The sequence below is a fragment of the Vibrio sp. DNB22_10_4 genome (assembly GCF_052879755.1).
On sequence record NZ_JBNNXW010000024.1, the window covers coordinates 13,420 to 29,307 of the forward strand.

A 15,888-nucleotide genomic window follows, 5' to 3' on the forward strand; every position below is an offset into this window, starting at 1 on the left:
TAGGTAAATATGGATGTTACTTTTCGACCATTAACTGTCGACGACGACTTTGATATCTCAATTAGTGCTCGAAAAGACGCTTACTTTTGTAGTTTTGGCCACTTGAGAGGATTTGATGATTTTGTTCGTGGCTATCGTGAACGAGTTGGAGAGAGGTTAGGGAGTCCGGAGTGGTTCTATATTCTTGTCCTAGTGGATGGCACTGTCGCAGGGCAATTGGAATTTCGTAGTTTTTCATCTGAACCTGAAACGGGCTATGTTCACTTGATCTACTTGCAACCTGAATATCGAGGGGTAGGGATAGCTCCGTTGGTGCAATCATATATAAAGCAAACCCTTGTTGGCTGTGGTTGTAAGCGTGCTGTACTTTCAGTCAGTAGAACCAACGAACGAGCAATGGCTTTCTATAAGCAACATGGTTGGGAGTTTGTACGCAAGAATCCAAAGCACGAAGAAACTGATTTTTACCAACTTAAGTTACGCACCTAACAAATTGTTCAAGCAGACAGCTAACAGTCGGCGATTTTGGTTCGGTTGAGTTTAGTGATTACGGTGGCTTTGTTTGGGTGCAGTGGCAGTTAGCTGCTACTTAACAAGGCGTTATGCGCTAATAGTAAAACCGATGAAAGGAGTTCAATAAATGGTTACTTGTTACCTAAGATATATCATTGATCCATCCAAGGTTAATGAATTTGAAGAATACGCGAAAATGTGGATCCCACTCGTAGGGAAGTTTGGTGGGCAGCATCACGGTTACTTCTTACCTTCTGAAGGTGCTAACAATGTGGCCTTAGCTTTGTTTTCATTTCCAAGTCTTGCAGCTTACGAAACATATCGTACTGATTCATTTAAAGATAAAGAGTGTATTGCTGCGTTTCAATTTTCTGAAGATACAAATTGTATCATTAGCTATGAACGTAGCTTTTTCAGACCAGTGCTCGACTAACCACGCGCATAACAAATTATTCAAGCAGACAGCTAACAGTCGGCGATTTTGGTTTGGATTGAGTTAAGTGATTACTGTGGCTTTGTTTGAGTGTAGTGGCAGTTAGCTGCTACTTAACAAGGCGTTAGCTTTCTCGGTTAAGTTCATTGGAGTAGGGGTTTAGTGTTCTAGCTTTACACCTGAATTTCAGTGCCACATCGGTACATCGAGCGTGCTGTTTCTTTTTCGCTGAAGCATCATGAACCAACTTATCAGCAGGTGCACTTGGTTGTCAGCTTCAGCGCAAGAGCCTTGAGTAGCCTGTAAGTGTCGTCATCTTTGGCCGCAAATTAGTTGAAGGTTCAATGCTTCTGCATCGGGTGCGTCGGTGGCTTCGGTTTTGGAGCGTTTCTTTAAAATCTTGGTGGCAAACGCTGGCTGCATCTCACGAAAAAAGCTAACAAATTGCTCAAGCAGACAGCTAACGTTCGGCGATTTTGGTTTGGTTGAGTTCAGTGATTACGTGGCTTTGCTTGGGAGTTGTGTTCGTTAGCTGCAACTTAGCAAGGCGTTATGTAGCTAGGAGATATATGGAAGTTTCGGTACAAATTAGTAAGGAAATACAAGAAGGTGAAGTCGTTGAGCTGTATCGTGCTAATGGTTGGTCGTCAGCTGAGGTGCCGGAGAAACTAATACCAGCATTATTAAATTCGGATACGCTAGTTACTGCTCGTAAATCTGGAAAACTCATCGGAATAGGCAATGCAATTTCTGATGGGTGTTTGGTTGTTTACTACCCGCATATGCTTGTTGACCCTAATTTCCACGGTTTTGGCGTTGGTCGTAAGATGATGGAGCTGATGCAAAGCAAGTACAAAGACTTCCACCAACAAATGTTAACTGCGGACGGTGAAGCAGTAGATTTTTACAAAGCACTGGGTTTTGAAAGGGCGGGTAAAACTGAACCTATGTGGGTGTACGCAGGTAACGATCACTAACCCAAGCACCGCTACATAACAAATTGCTCAAGTCGACAGCTAACGCTCGGCGATTTCGGTTTGGTTGAGTTCAGTGATTACGTGGCTTTGCTTAGGTGCTGTGTTCGTTAGCTGCAACTTAGCAAGGCGTTAGCTTTCTCGGTTGAGTATTGTGGTGTGTGGGTTCAGCATTCTAGCTTTACACCTGACCGTCAGTGCTAAATCGGTACATCGACCGTGCTGTTTCTTTTTCGTTGAGGTGCCATCAATCAACTTGTTTGCATGGTGCACTTGGTTGTCAGCTTCAGCGCAAGAGCCTTGAGTTGCCTTTAAGTGTCGTTATCTTTGGCCGCAAATTGGTTGAAGGTTCAATGCTTCTGCATTGGGTGCGGCGGTGGCTTCGGTTTTGGAGCGTTTCTTTAAAGCCTTGGTGGCAAACGTTGGCTGCATCGCACGAAAAAAGCTAACAAATTGCTCAAGCAGACAGCTAACGCTCGGCGATTTTGGTTTGGTTGAGTTCAGTGATTACGTGGCTTTGCTTGGGTGCTGTGTTCGTTAGCTGCAACTTAGCAAGGCGTTAGCTTTCTCGGTTAAGTTCATTGGCGTAGGGGTTCAGCGTTCTAGCTTTACACCTGAACGTCAGTGCTAAATCGTTACATCGAGTGTGCTGTTTCTTTTTCTTTGGAACGTCACCAATCAAATTTGGCAGTGGTGCGTTTGGCTGTCAGCTTCAGCAAAAGAGCCTTGAGTTGCCTTTAAGTGTCGTCATCTTTGGCAGCAAGTTGGTGGAAAGTTCAATGCTTCTGCATTGGGTTCATCGTCGGTGTTGGGGTTGGAGCGTTTCTGTAAAACCTTGGTGGTAAACGCTCGCTGCATCGCACGAAAAAAGCTAACAAATTGCTCAAGCAGACAGCTAACGTTTGGCGATTTTGGTTTGTTTGAGTTCAGTGATTACGTGGCTTTTCTTGAGTGTTGTGTTCGTTAGCTGCAACTTAGCAAGGCGTTATAACAACAAGGAGAGTTCCGTGAAAATAACAGTTTTAGATGACTACCAGGATGTGGTTAGAACGTTAGATTGTTTCGAATTACTATTACATCACGATGTGTCCATCTTGAACGAAACACTTCCTGAATCGGAGTTGGTAGATAAGCTAAAAGACACAGAGGTTCTTGTTTTAATCCGAGAACGGACAGTGATTACAGAGTCACTACTTGTACAGTTACCTAACCTTAAAGTTATCAGTCAAACAGGTAAAGTCAGCAATCATATTGATGTCCACCTATGCGAAAAGTATGGAGTAAAGGTGTTGGAGGGGCGTGGCTCTCCTGTTGCTCCTTCGGAATTAGCTTGGGCACTGATTATGGCGGCAAGTCGCCACATACCAACTTATTCAGCCAATCTCCAAAACGATACATGGCAGAGCTCTGGTGCGCTCGGTTTAGGTCGCACTCTAAAGGGCTTGAAGCTTGGTGTTTGGGGCTATGGAAAAATAGGACAACGAATTGCTCAATATGCAAAAGCATTTGAAATGTCAGTGGTTGTTTGGGGTAGTGAGCAATCAAGAAATCTTGCGCTTGAACACGGCTTTGAAGCTGCCGCTTCAAAGGAAGCATTTTTCTCTGGTTCGGATATTGTGTCACTTCACTTACGTTTGAATAAAGTAACTAGGGCGTGAGTAACAGCTCAGGACTTGAGCTTAATGAAGCCCGATTCTTTATTTGTAAACATTAGTCGCTCAGAGCTTGTAGAAAACTCTGCGCTATACAACGAGCTGGTGGCTGTCTCAACTAAGCGAGCTGCCGTTGATGTATTTGACAATGAACCAGCATCACTTGATAACGAGCCTTTATTGTCATTACCAAACGTAACGGCTACCCCACATTTAGGGTATGTAGAGCAAAACAGCTATGAGCTTTACTTCAAAATAGCATTCGAGAATATTTTAGCTTTCGAGCAGGGTAAGGTATAAACATCAGCATCGAAGAAATCGTTGTTATAACAAGCAATTTAAGAGGGATTCACAACGCTCGGCATTTTTGTTTCTACTTCAAATTTAGTGTTTATGGCACAATGCTTTAGGTGTGGGTGGAGGCGTTGTTCACCCCTTAATTGGGCGTTAGCTTTCTCGGTTAAGTATTGTGGTGTGTGGGTTTAGCGTTCTAGCTTTACACCTGCTCGTCAGTGCCAAATCGCAAACCCGCACGTGCTGTTTCTTTTGCTTGGAAAGGGCGTCAATCAACTTCGAGTCTGGTGAACTTGGCAGTCAGCTTCAGCGCAAGAGCCTTGAGCTGCCTTTAAGTGTCGCCATCTTTGGTAGCAAGTTGGTGGAAAGTTCAATGCTTCTGCATTAGGGGCGTCGGCGGCGTTGGTTTTGGAGCGTTTCTTTAAAATCTTGGTGCCAAACGCTGGCTGCATCGCACGCAAAAAGCTAACAAATTGTTCAAGCAGACAGCTAACCGTCGGCATTTTTGGTTTGAATTGAGTTTAGTGATTACGGTGGTTTTGTTTGAGTGTGGTGGCAGTTAGCTGCTACTTAACAAGGCGTTATAACCCTTGGGGAAGGACATGCGAAAGTTAGTAAGTTCTGGCTCTCATTTGGAAGAGCCTATTGGGTTTTCTCGTGCGAGTCGTATTGGAAACCATATAGCCGTCTCCGGCACAGCACCTATCGATAATGGTCGTACGGTATTTATTGGAAGTGTATACGAGCAAACTAAGTACTGTTTGACGCTTTCAATAAAAGCAATTGAAGAAGCGGGTGGTAGCGTTAAAGATGTTATTCGCACTAGGATAATGCTCACGAATATTCAAGAGTGGGAGCAAGCTGCTAAAGCGCATGGGGAGTTATTCGCTACTCAACGTCCGGCGTGCACATTTGTCGAGGTAAAAGGCTTTATTGAGCCTGAATGGCTGGTAGAGACAGAGGTGGATGCGGTGGTATCAGGGTTATAACAAATTGCTCAAGCAGACAGCTAACGCTCGGCGATTTTGGTTTGGTTGAGTTTAGTGATTACGGTGGCTTTGCTTGAGTGTTGTGGTCGTTAGCTGCAACTTAGCAAGGCGTTATAACCACAGCATAAAGTGGGGTATTTGTGATAGCGAGAGAGTGGAAAGCAACTTGTCCTAAAGATCATGAGGACGGATTCATAGAGTACCTTTACGAAACTGGCATCAAGGACACTTCAGACACAAAGGGTTTTGTGGGCGCACAAATTTTAAAGCGAGATTTGGGTGATAGTACGGAAATTACTTTGCTTACTTTTTGGGAAGATATTGAGTGTATTAAAGCTTTCTCTGGGGAAGATATTAGTATTGCAAGACTATACCCTGAAGATGAGAAATATAAACTAAACCCAGAACGACATGTAAAGCACTATGAAGTCCGAGAGAATATGTGGCTATAACAATTTACTCAAGTCGACAGCTAACATTCGGCGGTTTTGGTTTGGTTAAGTATAGTGATTACGTGGCTTTGCTTAGGTGTTGTGTTCGTTAGCTGCAACTTAGCAAGGCGTTAGGTGCCATTCAAGTTCGGAGAATACATTCAGTGATTTTCAATCATATTTCACTTGGAACTAATGATGTTGAGAATGCATCAGTTTTTTATGATGCAGTGCTATCGACATTAGGTATCAGCCGTAGTCACACAATCGATCAAGTAGCTGTGTCTTATGGCGAACAGTTTGAATTTTGGGTTGGACTTCCATTAGAAGGAAATGGAAGCAGCGGAAATGGTACTCACGTAGCATTTAATGCTCCGAGCCAAGAGGCAGTAGACACTTTTTATCAAGTCGCCTTGCAGCAAGGTGCGAGCTGTGAGGGTAAACCTGCGTTGAGGCCTGAATACGGTGCGTCATATTATGCGGCTTATGTCCGCGACCTTGATGGCAACAAGATAGAAGCAGTCTTCACATAGCGCTGTGTGTTGCACCTAACAAATTGTTCAAGCAGACAGCTAACAGTCGGCGATTTTGGTTTGATTGAGTTTAGTGATTACGGTGGCTTTGTTTGGGTGCGGTGGTAGTTAGCTGCTACTTAACAAGGCGTTAGCTTTCTCGGTTAAGTTCATTGGCGTAGGGGTTCAGCGTTCTAGCTTTACACCTGAACGTCAGTGCTAAATCGTTACATCGAGTGTGCTGTTTCTTTTTCTTTGGAACGTCACCAATCAAATTTGGCAGTGGTGCGTTTGGCTGTCAGCTTCAGCAAAAGAGCCTTGAGTTGCCTTTAAGTGTCGCCATCTTTGGCAGCAAGTTGGTGGAAAGTTCAATGCTTCTGCATAGAGTTCATCGTTGGTGTTGTGTTTGGAGCGTTTCTTTAAAACCTTGGTGGCAAACGTTGGCTGCATCGCACGAAAAAAGCTAACAAATTGCTCAAGCAGACAGCTAACGTTTGGCGATTTTGGTTTGGTTGAGTTCAGTGATTACGTGGCTTTGCTTGGTTGTTGTGTTCGTTAGCTGCAACTTAGCAAGGCGTTAGGCACCTACCGAAGTTTTCATAATAGTAATGATATTAATCTTTAAGTAAGGAAATTTAGTAATGAAAGCAGTATTTTCGTTTGATTCAATGTTAACTCCAAAATTGGTAACCGCCCTCTACTGGTTGTTACTTTCCATCGCTCTACTTTCTGGCTTAGCGACGATGTTTGGTGGTTACGGTGGGTTAACCGCAGAAAAATTGATACTAGGAATCCTAACAATTGTTGGTGGTGCTGTTGGTGCAAGAATTTGGTGTGAGTTGATGATAGTTATTTTCAAAATCAACGAAAATCTTCAATCTTTGAACGACGCAGCTAGAGACAAAGATGCCTAACAAATTGCTCAAGCAGACAGCTAACAGTCGGCGACTTTGGTTCGGTTGAATTTAGTGATTATGGTGGCTTTGCTTGAGCGTTGTGGTGGTTAGCTGCTACTTAGCAAGGCGTTATGTTTGCGATGCCCGAAAGGATATTTGGCGATGATTGTCGAACTTAATAATCGAGATGTCGATGTTGCAAATAAGATACTTAGTGTTTCATTAAATGCATACCGAGTTGAAGCAAAGCTATTGGGTTTAGCTTCCTTCCCTCCGATGAATGAGAGAGCGGAAAGTATAGTTGGTTCTCAAAGCCGATTTCTGGGCTTTATGGTTGAAGGGGTTTTACTTGGTGTTATAGAAGTCGAGGTATTAGGCTCTAACCGTTTGCACATAAACAGACTCGTTGTCGACCCATCTATGTTCCGCAAAGGTATCGCTAGTAAGTTAATAGATGCCGTTTTACCTCAAGAACAGGTCTTATCCGTGACCACGGCTACGTCTAATTCACCCGCAATGTCACTGTATCAATCCCACGGATTTACCGTAGCCAATATTGAAGTAGTGGGTGATAGATTGGAGCTGAGCACGTTGGAAAAGCAAACATAACAAATTGTTCAAGCAGACAGCTAACAGTTGGCGATTTTGGTTTGAATTGGGTTTAGTGATTACGGTGGTTTTGTTTGAGTGCAGTGGTGGTTAGCTGCTACTTAACAAGACGTTATGACTCACTTACTATTAAATATTTTTAACGAGATAAAATGACGATGAAACAAAGTGAAATAGAAAATGAAGGCTCAAACGCGCAAACTACAGCCTATACACCTTTGTTTAATAGATTGATTTTTAACCCCAAGGTAATCTTTGGCATCCTTCTGATGTATGGCGGTATTGGCTTACCAATGGTAGTTAAGAATACGGGTCAAAGCTTACTGATATTGATAGAAAACAATCTTTGGTCAATCGGAGGTATTGTTAGTGCTTTTGTGGGAGTACTTCTTGTATTTCCTGAAGTATCTAAGCAACAAAGGCTGAGGCGCGAACAAAGGTTCACTGATGTAGACGATGCAAGGGCATCTTCTGAAAAAGACTTCCAAGCAAAGGTTTACCAAGAATTAGAGTCATTAAAATCTAAAACAGAGGGTGTGTCGCTAGAGAGGGTTGATGAGATTGTTCATCAAGTCGTAGAAGCTAACAGTAATAAGAATGAAATATTATTTAATTCTTTCGAAGAATACTTCAATAGCATTCGTTCAGTGCTACTAGAGCAAGCTCGAGTTGCAGACAAAAAGGCTTCAATTTTGTTAGATAAGGGAACTGCATATTCAAAGGCTGGAATTACATTTTTTGTTGTTTCAATTATTTCATGGCAGCTGCTCGCTTGGTGGACTGAGTTTAAATCCCAGTATATTTACGGCATCGTTTCGTGCTCCCTGCTATTCATTTTTATTGAATTCTTAGCTGCGTGGTTTTTAAAGCAGTATAGACATTTCGTGGATACATCTACATATTTAATTAAAGTTAAATCAATATTTGACAAATATATGTTGTCTTTCCTTGCAATCAAAACTCTAGGTCATGATAGTGATAATCAGGATGCAAAGTATCAAGCTATGTTAAAGGTGTTAGAAGACGATATAAAATGGCCAGAAGCCTATTTGTTTAAAAATGGTGATGTAAGCTTTGCAAAAGAGGCACTGGAGACTATGACGCACTTTGCAAAAGCAATGAAGTCAGAAGTTAAAAATAATCGTAGTAATCCGTAAGTCATAACAAAGCATTTAAGAGTGATTCCCAACGTTTGGCATTTTTCATTCGATCGTTGGGTTTTGTGTTTACGGTGGTAAGGTAAAGTTTCGTGGTCGCGTTGCTCACACCTTAATGCGGCGTTAGTGTTTACATCAAGTTTTACGCAGAAATAGGGAAGTGGTATGAGTAAATCGGTCTATGTTGCTGGTAGTTTTAAGAACCTAGAAAAAATGCAGGCGATACGAGAGACTTTACTCAATGCTGGTATTGAAACAACTATCTCCGAGCCCCTTCAAATTAATGGCATTGATGGCTGCTTGCAGCGCATCAGAGAAGCTGACATTACCTACATTTTAAATTTTGGTGGTTACGTCGGTAAAAGTGTAGCAATGGATATTGGTTATGCTTTAGGTATCGGCAAACCAGTTTACGCGCTTGAGCCTATTCAAGACCCAGACATCACTCACTTGTTAACATGTGTTTTCACACCAGATGAAGTCATCGCTAAACTCGGTAGAAATAGTAAAAACTAACAATTTGTTCAAGCAGACAGCTAACAGTCGGCGATTTTGGTTTGAATTGAGTTAAGTGATTACGGTGTTTTGTTTTGAGTGCAGTGGTAGTTAGCTGCTGCTTAACAAGGCGTTAGCTTTCTCGGTTAAGTATTGTGGTGTGTGGGTTTAGCGTTCTAGCTTTACACCTGAACTTCAGTGCCAAATCGGTTTATCGAGCGTGCTGCTTCTTTTTCTTCGGAACGCCATCAATCAAATCTTGCTATGGCGCTTTTGGTCGTCAGCTTCAGCGCAAGAGCCTTGAGTTGCCTTTAAGTGTCGCCATCTTTGGCAACAAGTTGGTGGAATGTTCAATGCTTCTGCATTGGGTAACGCGGTGGCTTTGGTTTTGGAGCGTTTCTTTAAAACCTTGGTGGCAAACGCTGGCTGCATCACACGAAAAAAGCTAACAAATTGTTCAAGCAGACAGCTAACGTTTGGCGATTTTGGTTTGGTTGAGTTTAGCGATTACGGTGGTTTTGTTTGAGTGGAGTGGTAGTTAGCTGCAACTTAACAAGGCGTTAGCACTCAGAGGAGAAACAGGATGTTTATCGCAGTCTATGAGTTTGAAATTCGTGATGGAACGGAATCAAGGTTTCGCGAAGCATGGCTCGAAGTAACAAAGTCAATCTACCAGCATTGTGGCAGCTTTGGTTCTCGTCTTCATCGTTCAGACAAGCCAAATGTAATGGTAGGTTATGCCCAATGGCCAAGTCGTGAGCAATGGGAAAAAGACCATCAATTCACAGATGAGCTTTTTGAAATCTCACGCAAGGAAATGCGTGAGTGTTTAGTGAAATCAAATACCGTTTATAAACTCGAAGTCAGCGATGACTTTTTGCAAACTTCTTTGGCTGAAAAGTGCTAACAAATTGTTCAAGCAGACAGCTAACAGTTGGCGATTTTGGTTTGAATTGAGTTTAGTGATTACGGTGGCTTTGTTTGAGTGCAGTGGTAGTTAGCTGCTACTTAACAAGGCGTTAGGTGACAGGAGGCTATGTTGAAACCAACAGCGGTATTAATACATGTTCCAGATGTTCAAGCTGGTTTAAGTTGGTACAAAAGAGCTTTTCCACAAGCTGTTGAGACCTATCTAAGTGAGTACGATTTTACTGTGCTTGATATTGATGGGTTTGCAATTGAGATAGTGCAATCGGATGACAAAGTTAGTTCAGGGAAGCAAGGTGTCGTTTTGTACTGGCATGTCATCGATTTAACGAAAGCTCTTGAACACTTCTACGGACTCGGTTGCAGCCTCTATCGAGGAGTTAAGCCAATCGAGAATGGACAGTCTATGTGCCAAGTAGAAGATCCATTCGGGAACTTAATAGGGCTTCGGGGCAAAGTCACCTAACAATTTGTTCAAGCAGACAGCTAACCGTCGGCATTTTTGGTTTGGATTGAGTTTAGTGATTACGGTGGCTTTGTTTGGGTGTAGTGGTAGTTAGCTGCTACTTAACAAGGCGTTAGGTTAATAAGTGGGAAATATGAAGAAAGTCGAAACAATTGTGTATCCGACGGATGAACCAACTGAAGACAAGGTATACCGTATAGCAGAATGTGTTGCGGGCTTGGTACCTGTTGGAGGTAATATCTTGAATGCATTACTGACAGCACCCTATGAGCGTAGACTAGAAAAATGGTGCAATGAAGTTACAGAAGCCGTAAATATATTGGTAACAAAACAGGGCATCAGCCTAGATGATATCAAGTCAAACGAACAATTCATTGACTTCATCTTGAGCTTAACTCAAACAGCGGTTAAAACTTCACAACATGAAAAGCTTAAGTACTTAAAAAATGTGTTGGTTAAATCAGCGACGGTGCAATTTGATGATCAAGATGAGTACAATTACTATTTAGCTCTTATAGATAGTTTTAGCTTAGCGCACATACTCGTATTGGTCGCGTATCGTGGAGTGCAAGCTGGTTGTAAAGACGAGTATTCGGGGCTTGAACATATCGATAATTACGAACAAAAATCATATATTTATCGGCAAGTCCTTTCGGAGTTGATTTCTAAAGAATTAGTTATTGTAAGGCAGTGCGAGACTTGGGGGATTCAGGTTTACCTTTCTCCCGTTGGGAGCAAATTAGATCAACTGTTAAGCCATTAACCTAACAAACAATTTAAGAGTGATTCAGCACGCTTGGCATTTTTGATATGCGTTGTTTTTGGTGTTGAAGTGCAATGCGGAAGCTTGGTCATTGCGTGCTTCACACCTTAATTGGGCGTTATATACACAGGAGATTCGGGTGCTTGCAAGGATACGAAACCGAGAAATCAAGGTATGTCCTGTTGTGCTTCGTAAGTCAGCCGGCAGCATAGAGTTACTGCTTTTTGAACATCCTCTGGCTCAGATCCAGTTAGTAAAAGGAACTCTGGAAGCGACAGACAACTCAATTGAGGAAGCAGCACTTCGTGAGCTCAGAGAGGAATCGGGTGTGCAGCATGTAGTATCCACTGAATATCTTGGTTGTTGGGAGAGTGGTTATGAAAATCAGCTTTGGCATTTTGTTCTTTGTGGCGTAAAAGACTTACCAAACGAATGGAGCTTCTACACACAAGACGATGGTGGGCATGAGTTTAAGTTCTTTTGGCATCGCTTAGGTGAAGCTCCAAAGTTCAAGAGCCATCAACTCTTCTTCGACGCAATAGACCAAGTCGAAATCATGTGTATATAACAAATTGTTCAAGCAGACAGCTAACAGTTGGCGATTTTGGTTTGGATTGAGTTTAGTGATTACGGTGGCTTTGTTTGAGTGTAGTGGCAGTTAGCTGCTACTTAACAAGGCGTTATATTTTAATTGGAGTTTAGCGTGAATATTGATGGTCTAATTTATTCAATCCGTGAGCTTATCTCAGACGTAGCTGTTGAAGTGGAGCAAGACGCAGATCTTTATCCTATTGTTTCTGTTGATAACAGCGCAGATTATAACTCTATCATTGATAGCCTCTATCTATTGGAAGATACGCAGCTGGCAAAACAGGCGTTTTTTGCACGTGATAACTCTTTACCATTTGGTGATACCTACCTGTACTTCTACGGTGTCTTCAATGCCGTATATATGCAGCAGCAAGCTTTGTTAGTTATCCTGCGGAAGATGAGCATAAAGTTTGACGGCAAGGTGATCCGAGAGTGTAAGATCTTTGATCTTCGCAATAGCTTTGCTGCTCATGGCGCAAATCGCGGAGGGAGAGGTATAAAAGAGCATAGCTTTATTCTTGATAGGCACGCACTGCAAACGGGAAAAGTTTGTGGTTATTCTGCAAACCATGAAGATGGATTTGTCTCTCACGATTATCAAATTAACGACTTACTGAGCGCTTGGGACGAGATACTGTTGACCCATATAGAGTTGATCCACACTAAAGTCAGTATCAACAGCGAAGTGGCAATATAACAATCGCTTCAACCTGACTGCCAACCTATGGCATTTTTGGTTCGGTTTGGTTTTTGTGATTACGGTAGCCTGTTTGAGTGCGGTGCAGTTGGCAGCAAGTTAAGCGGGCGTTATGCATACTATTTAGTTTTGGAGAACCAAATTGAAAGGAAGCTGTTTGTGCGGTGATGTTTCGTTTGAACTGTTGAGCGAACTACCGTCCATCTATCAATGCCATTGTTCCCTATGCCGAAAAGTTTCAGGTTCTTCTTCTAATTCAGCTCTGATAGTAAAAGCGTCTAATTTTAGATGGTGCTCGGGTGAGCATTTAATTAAATCCTATTCCACCAAATCAGGCTTCAAGTCGGAGTTCTGTACTCAATGCGGTAGTCCAGTTCCTAATTTGACTACCAGTAGTGACTCATATTGGGTACCAGAAGGCTTAATAACAGATGCTACTAATACAAGTGTATCGGCACATGTTTTTGTTAGCTCAAGAGCTGATTGGGATGAGGGTTTTTTAAGTGACAATATCCCTAAATTCGAGAAGATGCCCCTGTGAGCGACCAACGGGGTACGTTTCGTGGAGACGTATGCATAACAAATTGTTCAAGCAGATAGCTAACAGTTGGCGATTTTGGTTTGGTTGAGTTTAGTGATTACGGTGGTCTTGTTTGAGTGTGGTGGTAGTTAGCTGCTACTTAACAAGACGTTAGAATTACTGCGTACGTCTTGGTTCAGTGTAAGGATTAAATTTTGGAAAGTTTTTTACAGTTAATAGTAGAACATTATCAATGGGTATTTAGTGGTGTAGGTATTGCTATATTCGGCGGTGTTTTTGCCTTATTTAAACGAAGTAAGGCCTCAGGGATAACACAAACACAAAAATCAGGCAATAACTCTACGAATATACAAGCAGGTGGAAATGTTGAGTTTACTAAAAAGAATGATTAATAAATCCAGCCAAAAACAAGACGCAGGTGACAACTCAACTAACCTTCAAGGGCAGCAAGTCACAATAAATCAGGGGATTTCATACTCTGACGCTAAAGAAATTGCTAATGACGTATTTAGGTCTAATTTCATTGAGCTTAAACAAGAAGCTGCTCAGATTGCTCAAGAGCGAGCTGAAGAAGTAACAGATAAAGTTATATCTCAATTAAATCAACGCTCACCTGAATCAATTACTGAATTCGAGACCCCTGCGTTACAGGATGCACTATTCACTGTTCAAAAACAGTATGCGATTAGTGGAGATGAAGATCTAGGAGATTTATTGGTTGATATACTGGTGGACAGAGCTGCAGCTCCCACAAGAAATATGGTTCAAATTGTATTAGATGAATCATTGAGTATTGCACCAAAGCTTACTTTAGAGCAATTTGACACTTTAACGCTAAATTTTTTATTGATTTCAACACGACGGCTAGATGTAACGACGTATGAAGAATTAATCGCTCACTTCAATAAACGGGTGGTTCCTTTTATTGAAAGTCTATCAAATAAAAATTCTGATTATACACATGCGGAATATTTAGGTTGTGGTCATGTGCGCGCTGGTAACTATGGGAATCTCGGAGAGAGATTAAGGGTAACTTATAAGCCTTTCTTTTCTAAAGGTTTTACAAGAGAAGAATTAATTGAAAAGGTTGGCGATGGGTTAAATTTACAAGGTTTAGTGATTCAGTGCTTTCATGATAAAGACAAATTACAGATTGGAGTTCTTGACGACGATGTACTTGAGGCCATCGCAAAAAAGAATGGACTTGATAGTGACGTTAGACAAAAACTTAAGGCTCTTTTTGAATCTTCCACTAAGCCAGCTAATGAAGTAAAAAATATGTTCATTCAGGAAATTCCTAAGTTACAAAAAGTGTTTGAAGTCTGGGAATCTTCGCCTTTTAATAAATTTGAATTGACTAGTGTTGGAATCGCAATTGCACATGCAAACTACAGAAGAAAAATAGGCGATACGATGGATTTGTCTATCTGGATAAAGTAATTCTAACAAGACGCTTAAGTCTGATTCGTGAACGCGTGCCGAATTCGCTTCGCTTCATTTTGGCACACGTTCACTCACAGCTTAGCTTGGCGTTAGCTTTCTCGGTTAAGTTCATTGGAGTAGGTGTTCATCGTCCTAGCTTTACACCTGCTCGTCAGTGCCAAATCTCAAAACCGCGCGTGCTGTTTCTTTTGCTTGGAAAGAGCATCGCTCAACTTCGAGTATGGTGCACTTGGCAGTCAGCTTCAGCGCAAGAGCCGTGAGTTGCCTATAAGTATCGTCATCTTTGGCAGCAAGTTTGTGGAAGGTTCAATGCTTCTGCATTTTATGCGTCGGTGGCGTTGGTTTTGGAGCGTTTCTTTAAAATCTTGGTGCCAAACGTCGGCTTCATCGCTCGCAAAAAGCTAACAAATTGTTCAAGCAGACAGCTAACGTTTGGCGACTTTGGTTTGGTTGAGTTTAGTGATTACTGTGATTTTGTTTGGGTATCGTGGCAGTTAGCTGCTACTTAACAAGGCGTTAGCTTTCTCGGTTGAGTTCATTGGAGTAGGTGTTCATCGTTCTAGCTTTACACCTGCTCGTCAGTGCCAAATCGTAAAACCGCACGTGCTGTTTCTTTTGCTTGGAAAGGGCGTCAATCGACTTCGATTCTGGTGCACTTGGCTGTCAGCTTCAGCGCTAGAGCCTTGAGTTGTCTTTAAGTATCGCCATCTTTGGCAGCAAGTTGGTGGAAGGTTCATTGCTTCTGCATTAGGTGCGTCGGTGGCGTTGGTTTTGGAGCGTTTCTTTAAGATCTTGGTGCCAAACGTCGGCTTCATCGCACGCAAAAAGCTAACAAATTGCTCAAGCAGACAGCTAACGCTCGCCGATTTTGGTTTGGTTGAGTTCAGTGATTACGTGGCTTTGCTTGAGTGTTGTGTTCGTTAGCTGCAACTTAGCAAGGCGTTAGCTGCCATCCATGTTCAAAGGAGGAACAGATGGAATATCCACTTCAAGGAGCATGTCAGTGCGGACAAGTTACCTATGAATTATATGAAAAACCGTTGATGGTTTTTGCTTGTCACTGTACAGAGTGTCAAAAGCTATCTACTAGTCCATTTAGCATCACTGCGGTTGTTGATGTATCTAAAATAGAGTTTTCGGGTCAACTGAGAAGCTGGGAGCGCTTAGCTGATAGTGGTAATCGGAACTGTGCAATGTTCTGTCCAAGTTGTGGAAACAGAATTTATCACTTTAACCCAGATGCACCGGAAACAGTTAAGTTAAAGCTCAAACCAATTGATCTATCTTCAACTGATATTTTCGAACCTCAAGCGCATGTTTGGGTTAGTGAAAAACTGGATTGGTATCAGATACCAAATAATATAAAGGTCTTTCTCAAGCAGCCGAGCTAGCAGCTAACAAATTGCTCAAGCAGACAGCTAACGCTCAGCGATTTTGGTTTGGTTGAGTTCAGTGATTACGTGGCTTTGCTTGGGTGTTGTGTTCGTTAGCTGCAACTTAGCAAG

21 protein-coding genes and 1 pseudogene are annotated in these 15,888 nt (G+C 42.1%); all 22 read left to right on the plus strand.

Annotation, left to right across the window (positions count from 1 at the left end):
* Positions 1 to 9 precede the first annotated feature (9 nt).
* The 22 genes and pseudogenes from ACVA6Q_RS23820 (at position 10) to ACVA6Q_RS23925 (ending at position 15,774) form a co-directional block, all read left to right on the plus strand.
* Positions 10 to 489 (plus strand): N-acetyltransferase family protein, encoded by a 480-nt coding sequence (locus ACVA6Q_RS23820; protein ID WP_446649131.1) that lies wholly within the window; start codon positions 10 to 12, stop codon positions 487 to 489.
* 151 nt (positions 490 to 640) lie between these two features.
* Entirely contained in the window at positions 641 to 946 is a 306-nt protein-coding gene (locus ACVA6Q_RS23825) for an NIPSNAP family protein (RefSeq protein WP_446649132.1), read from the plus strand.
* 569 nt (positions 947 to 1,515) lie between these two features.
* The gene (locus tag ACVA6Q_RS23830; protein ID WP_446649133.1) at positions 1,516 to 1,923 is read left to right on the plus strand and encodes a GNAT family N-acetyltransferase; all 408 of its coding nucleotides are present in this window, start codon (positions 1,516 to 1,518) and stop codon (positions 1,921 to 1,923) included.
* A 1,004-nt stretch (positions 1,924 to 2,927) separates the two neighbouring features.
* Positions 2,928 to 3,872, plus strand: a pseudogene (locus ACVA6Q_RS23835) (D-2-hydroxyacid dehydrogenase family protein).
* A 596-nt stretch (positions 3,873 to 4,468) separates the two neighbouring features.
* On the plus strand, positions 4,469 to 4,855 hold the full coding sequence (locus ACVA6Q_RS23840; RefSeq protein WP_446649134.1) for a RidA family protein: 387 nt from the start codon (positions 4,469 to 4,471) through the stop codon (positions 4,853 to 4,855).
* Positions 4,856 to 4,995: 140 nt separating this feature from the next.
* The gene (locus tag ACVA6Q_RS23845) at positions 4,996 to 5,307 is read left to right on the plus strand and encodes an antibiotic biosynthesis monooxygenase (RefSeq protein ID WP_446649135.1); all 312 of its coding nucleotides are present in this window, start codon (positions 4,996 to 4,998) and stop codon (positions 5,305 to 5,307) included.
* Between the two features lie 143 nt (positions 5,308 to 5,450).
* Entirely contained in the window at positions 5,451 to 5,819 is a 369-nt protein-coding gene (locus ACVA6Q_RS23850; protein WP_446649136.1) for a VOC family protein, read from the plus strand.
* A 620-nt stretch (positions 5,820 to 6,439) separates the two neighbouring features.
* Positions 6,440 to 6,712, plus strand: coding sequence for a DUF4282 domain-containing protein (locus ACVA6Q_RS23855; RefSeq protein ID WP_446649137.1), 273 nt, complete (start codon positions 6,440 to 6,442; stop codon positions 6,710 to 6,712).
* Positions 6,713 to 6,856: 144 nt separating this feature from the next.
* A complete protein-coding gene (locus ACVA6Q_RS23860) occupies positions 6,857 to 7,303 on the plus strand; it encodes a GNAT family N-acetyltransferase (RefSeq protein WP_446649138.1) in 447 nt (148 codons plus the stop codon).
* Positions 7,304 to 7,455: 152 nt separating this feature from the next.
* Positions 7,456 to 8,460: a hypothetical protein gene (locus ACVA6Q_RS23865; RefSeq protein ID WP_446649139.1), complete on the plus strand. Its 1,005-nt coding sequence runs from the start codon at positions 7,456 to 7,458 to the stop codon at positions 8,458 to 8,460.
* A gap of 165 nt (positions 8,461 to 8,625) precedes the next feature.
* The gene (locus ACVA6Q_RS23870) at positions 8,626 to 8,976 is read left to right on the plus strand and encodes a nucleotide pyrophosphohydrolase (protein WP_446649140.1); all 351 of its coding nucleotides are present in this window, start codon (positions 8,626 to 8,628) and stop codon (positions 8,974 to 8,976) included.
* A gap of 325 nt (positions 8,977 to 9,301) precedes the next feature.
* Complete coding sequence (locus ACVA6Q_RS23875; protein WP_446649141.1) at positions 9,302 to 9,481, plus strand: hypothetical protein; 180 nt, start codon at positions 9,302 to 9,304, stop codon at positions 9,479 to 9,481.
* Between the two features lie 57 nt (positions 9,482 to 9,538).
* Positions 9,539 to 9,862, plus strand: a complete 324-nt coding sequence (locus tag ACVA6Q_RS23880) for an antibiotic biosynthesis monooxygenase family protein (RefSeq protein ID WP_353496326.1) — start codon at positions 9,539 to 9,541, stop codon at positions 9,860 to 9,862.
* A gap of 132 nt (positions 9,863 to 9,994) precedes the next feature.
* The gene (locus ACVA6Q_RS23885) at positions 9,995 to 10,348 is read left to right on the plus strand and encodes a VOC family protein (RefSeq protein WP_446649148.1); all 354 of its coding nucleotides are present in this window, start codon (positions 9,995 to 9,997) and stop codon (positions 10,346 to 10,348) included.
* Between the two features lie 133 nt (positions 10,349 to 10,481).
* Positions 10,482 to 11,111: a hypothetical protein gene (locus ACVA6Q_RS23890; RefSeq protein ID WP_446649142.1), complete on the plus strand. Its 630-nt coding sequence runs from the start codon at positions 10,482 to 10,484 to the stop codon at positions 11,109 to 11,111.
* 139 nt (positions 11,112 to 11,250) lie between these two features.
* Positions 11,251 to 11,679, plus strand: coding sequence for an NUDIX hydrolase (locus tag ACVA6Q_RS23895; protein ID WP_394629285.1), 429 nt, complete (start codon positions 11,251 to 11,253; stop codon positions 11,677 to 11,679).
* A 135-nt stretch (positions 11,680 to 11,814) separates the two neighbouring features.
* A complete protein-coding gene (locus ACVA6Q_RS23900) occupies positions 11,815 to 12,399 on the plus strand; it encodes a hypothetical protein (protein ID WP_446649143.1) in 585 nt (194 codons plus the stop codon).
* 142 nt (positions 12,400 to 12,541) lie between these two features.
* On the plus strand, positions 12,542 to 12,940 hold the full coding sequence (locus ACVA6Q_RS23905) for a GFA family protein (protein ID WP_446649144.1): 399 nt from the start codon (positions 12,542 to 12,544) through the stop codon (positions 12,938 to 12,940).
* A 194-nt stretch (positions 12,941 to 13,134) separates the two neighbouring features.
* Positions 13,135 to 13,332 (plus strand): hypothetical protein, encoded by a 198-nt coding sequence (locus ACVA6Q_RS23910; RefSeq protein WP_446649145.1) that lies wholly within the window; start codon positions 13,135 to 13,137, stop codon positions 13,330 to 13,332.
* On the plus strand, positions 13,304 to 14,380 hold the full coding sequence (locus ACVA6Q_RS23915) for an LPO_1073/Vpar_1526 family protein (protein WP_446649146.1): 1,077 nt from the start codon (positions 13,304 to 13,306) through the stop codon (positions 14,378 to 14,380). The genes ACVA6Q_RS23910 and ACVA6Q_RS23915 overlap by 29 nt, the downstream gene beginning before the upstream one ends.
* Positions 14,381 to 15,142: 762 nt before the next feature.
* A complete protein-coding gene (locus ACVA6Q_RS23920) occupies positions 15,143 to 15,307 on the plus strand; it encodes a hypothetical protein (RefSeq protein WP_162631545.1) in 165 nt (54 codons plus the stop codon).
* Positions 15,308 to 15,357: 50 nt separating this feature from the next.
* Complete coding sequence (locus ACVA6Q_RS23925; protein WP_446649147.1) at positions 15,358 to 15,774, plus strand: GFA family protein; 417 nt, start codon at positions 15,358 to 15,360, stop codon at positions 15,772 to 15,774.
* Positions 15,775 to 15,888: the final 114 nt, after the last annotated feature.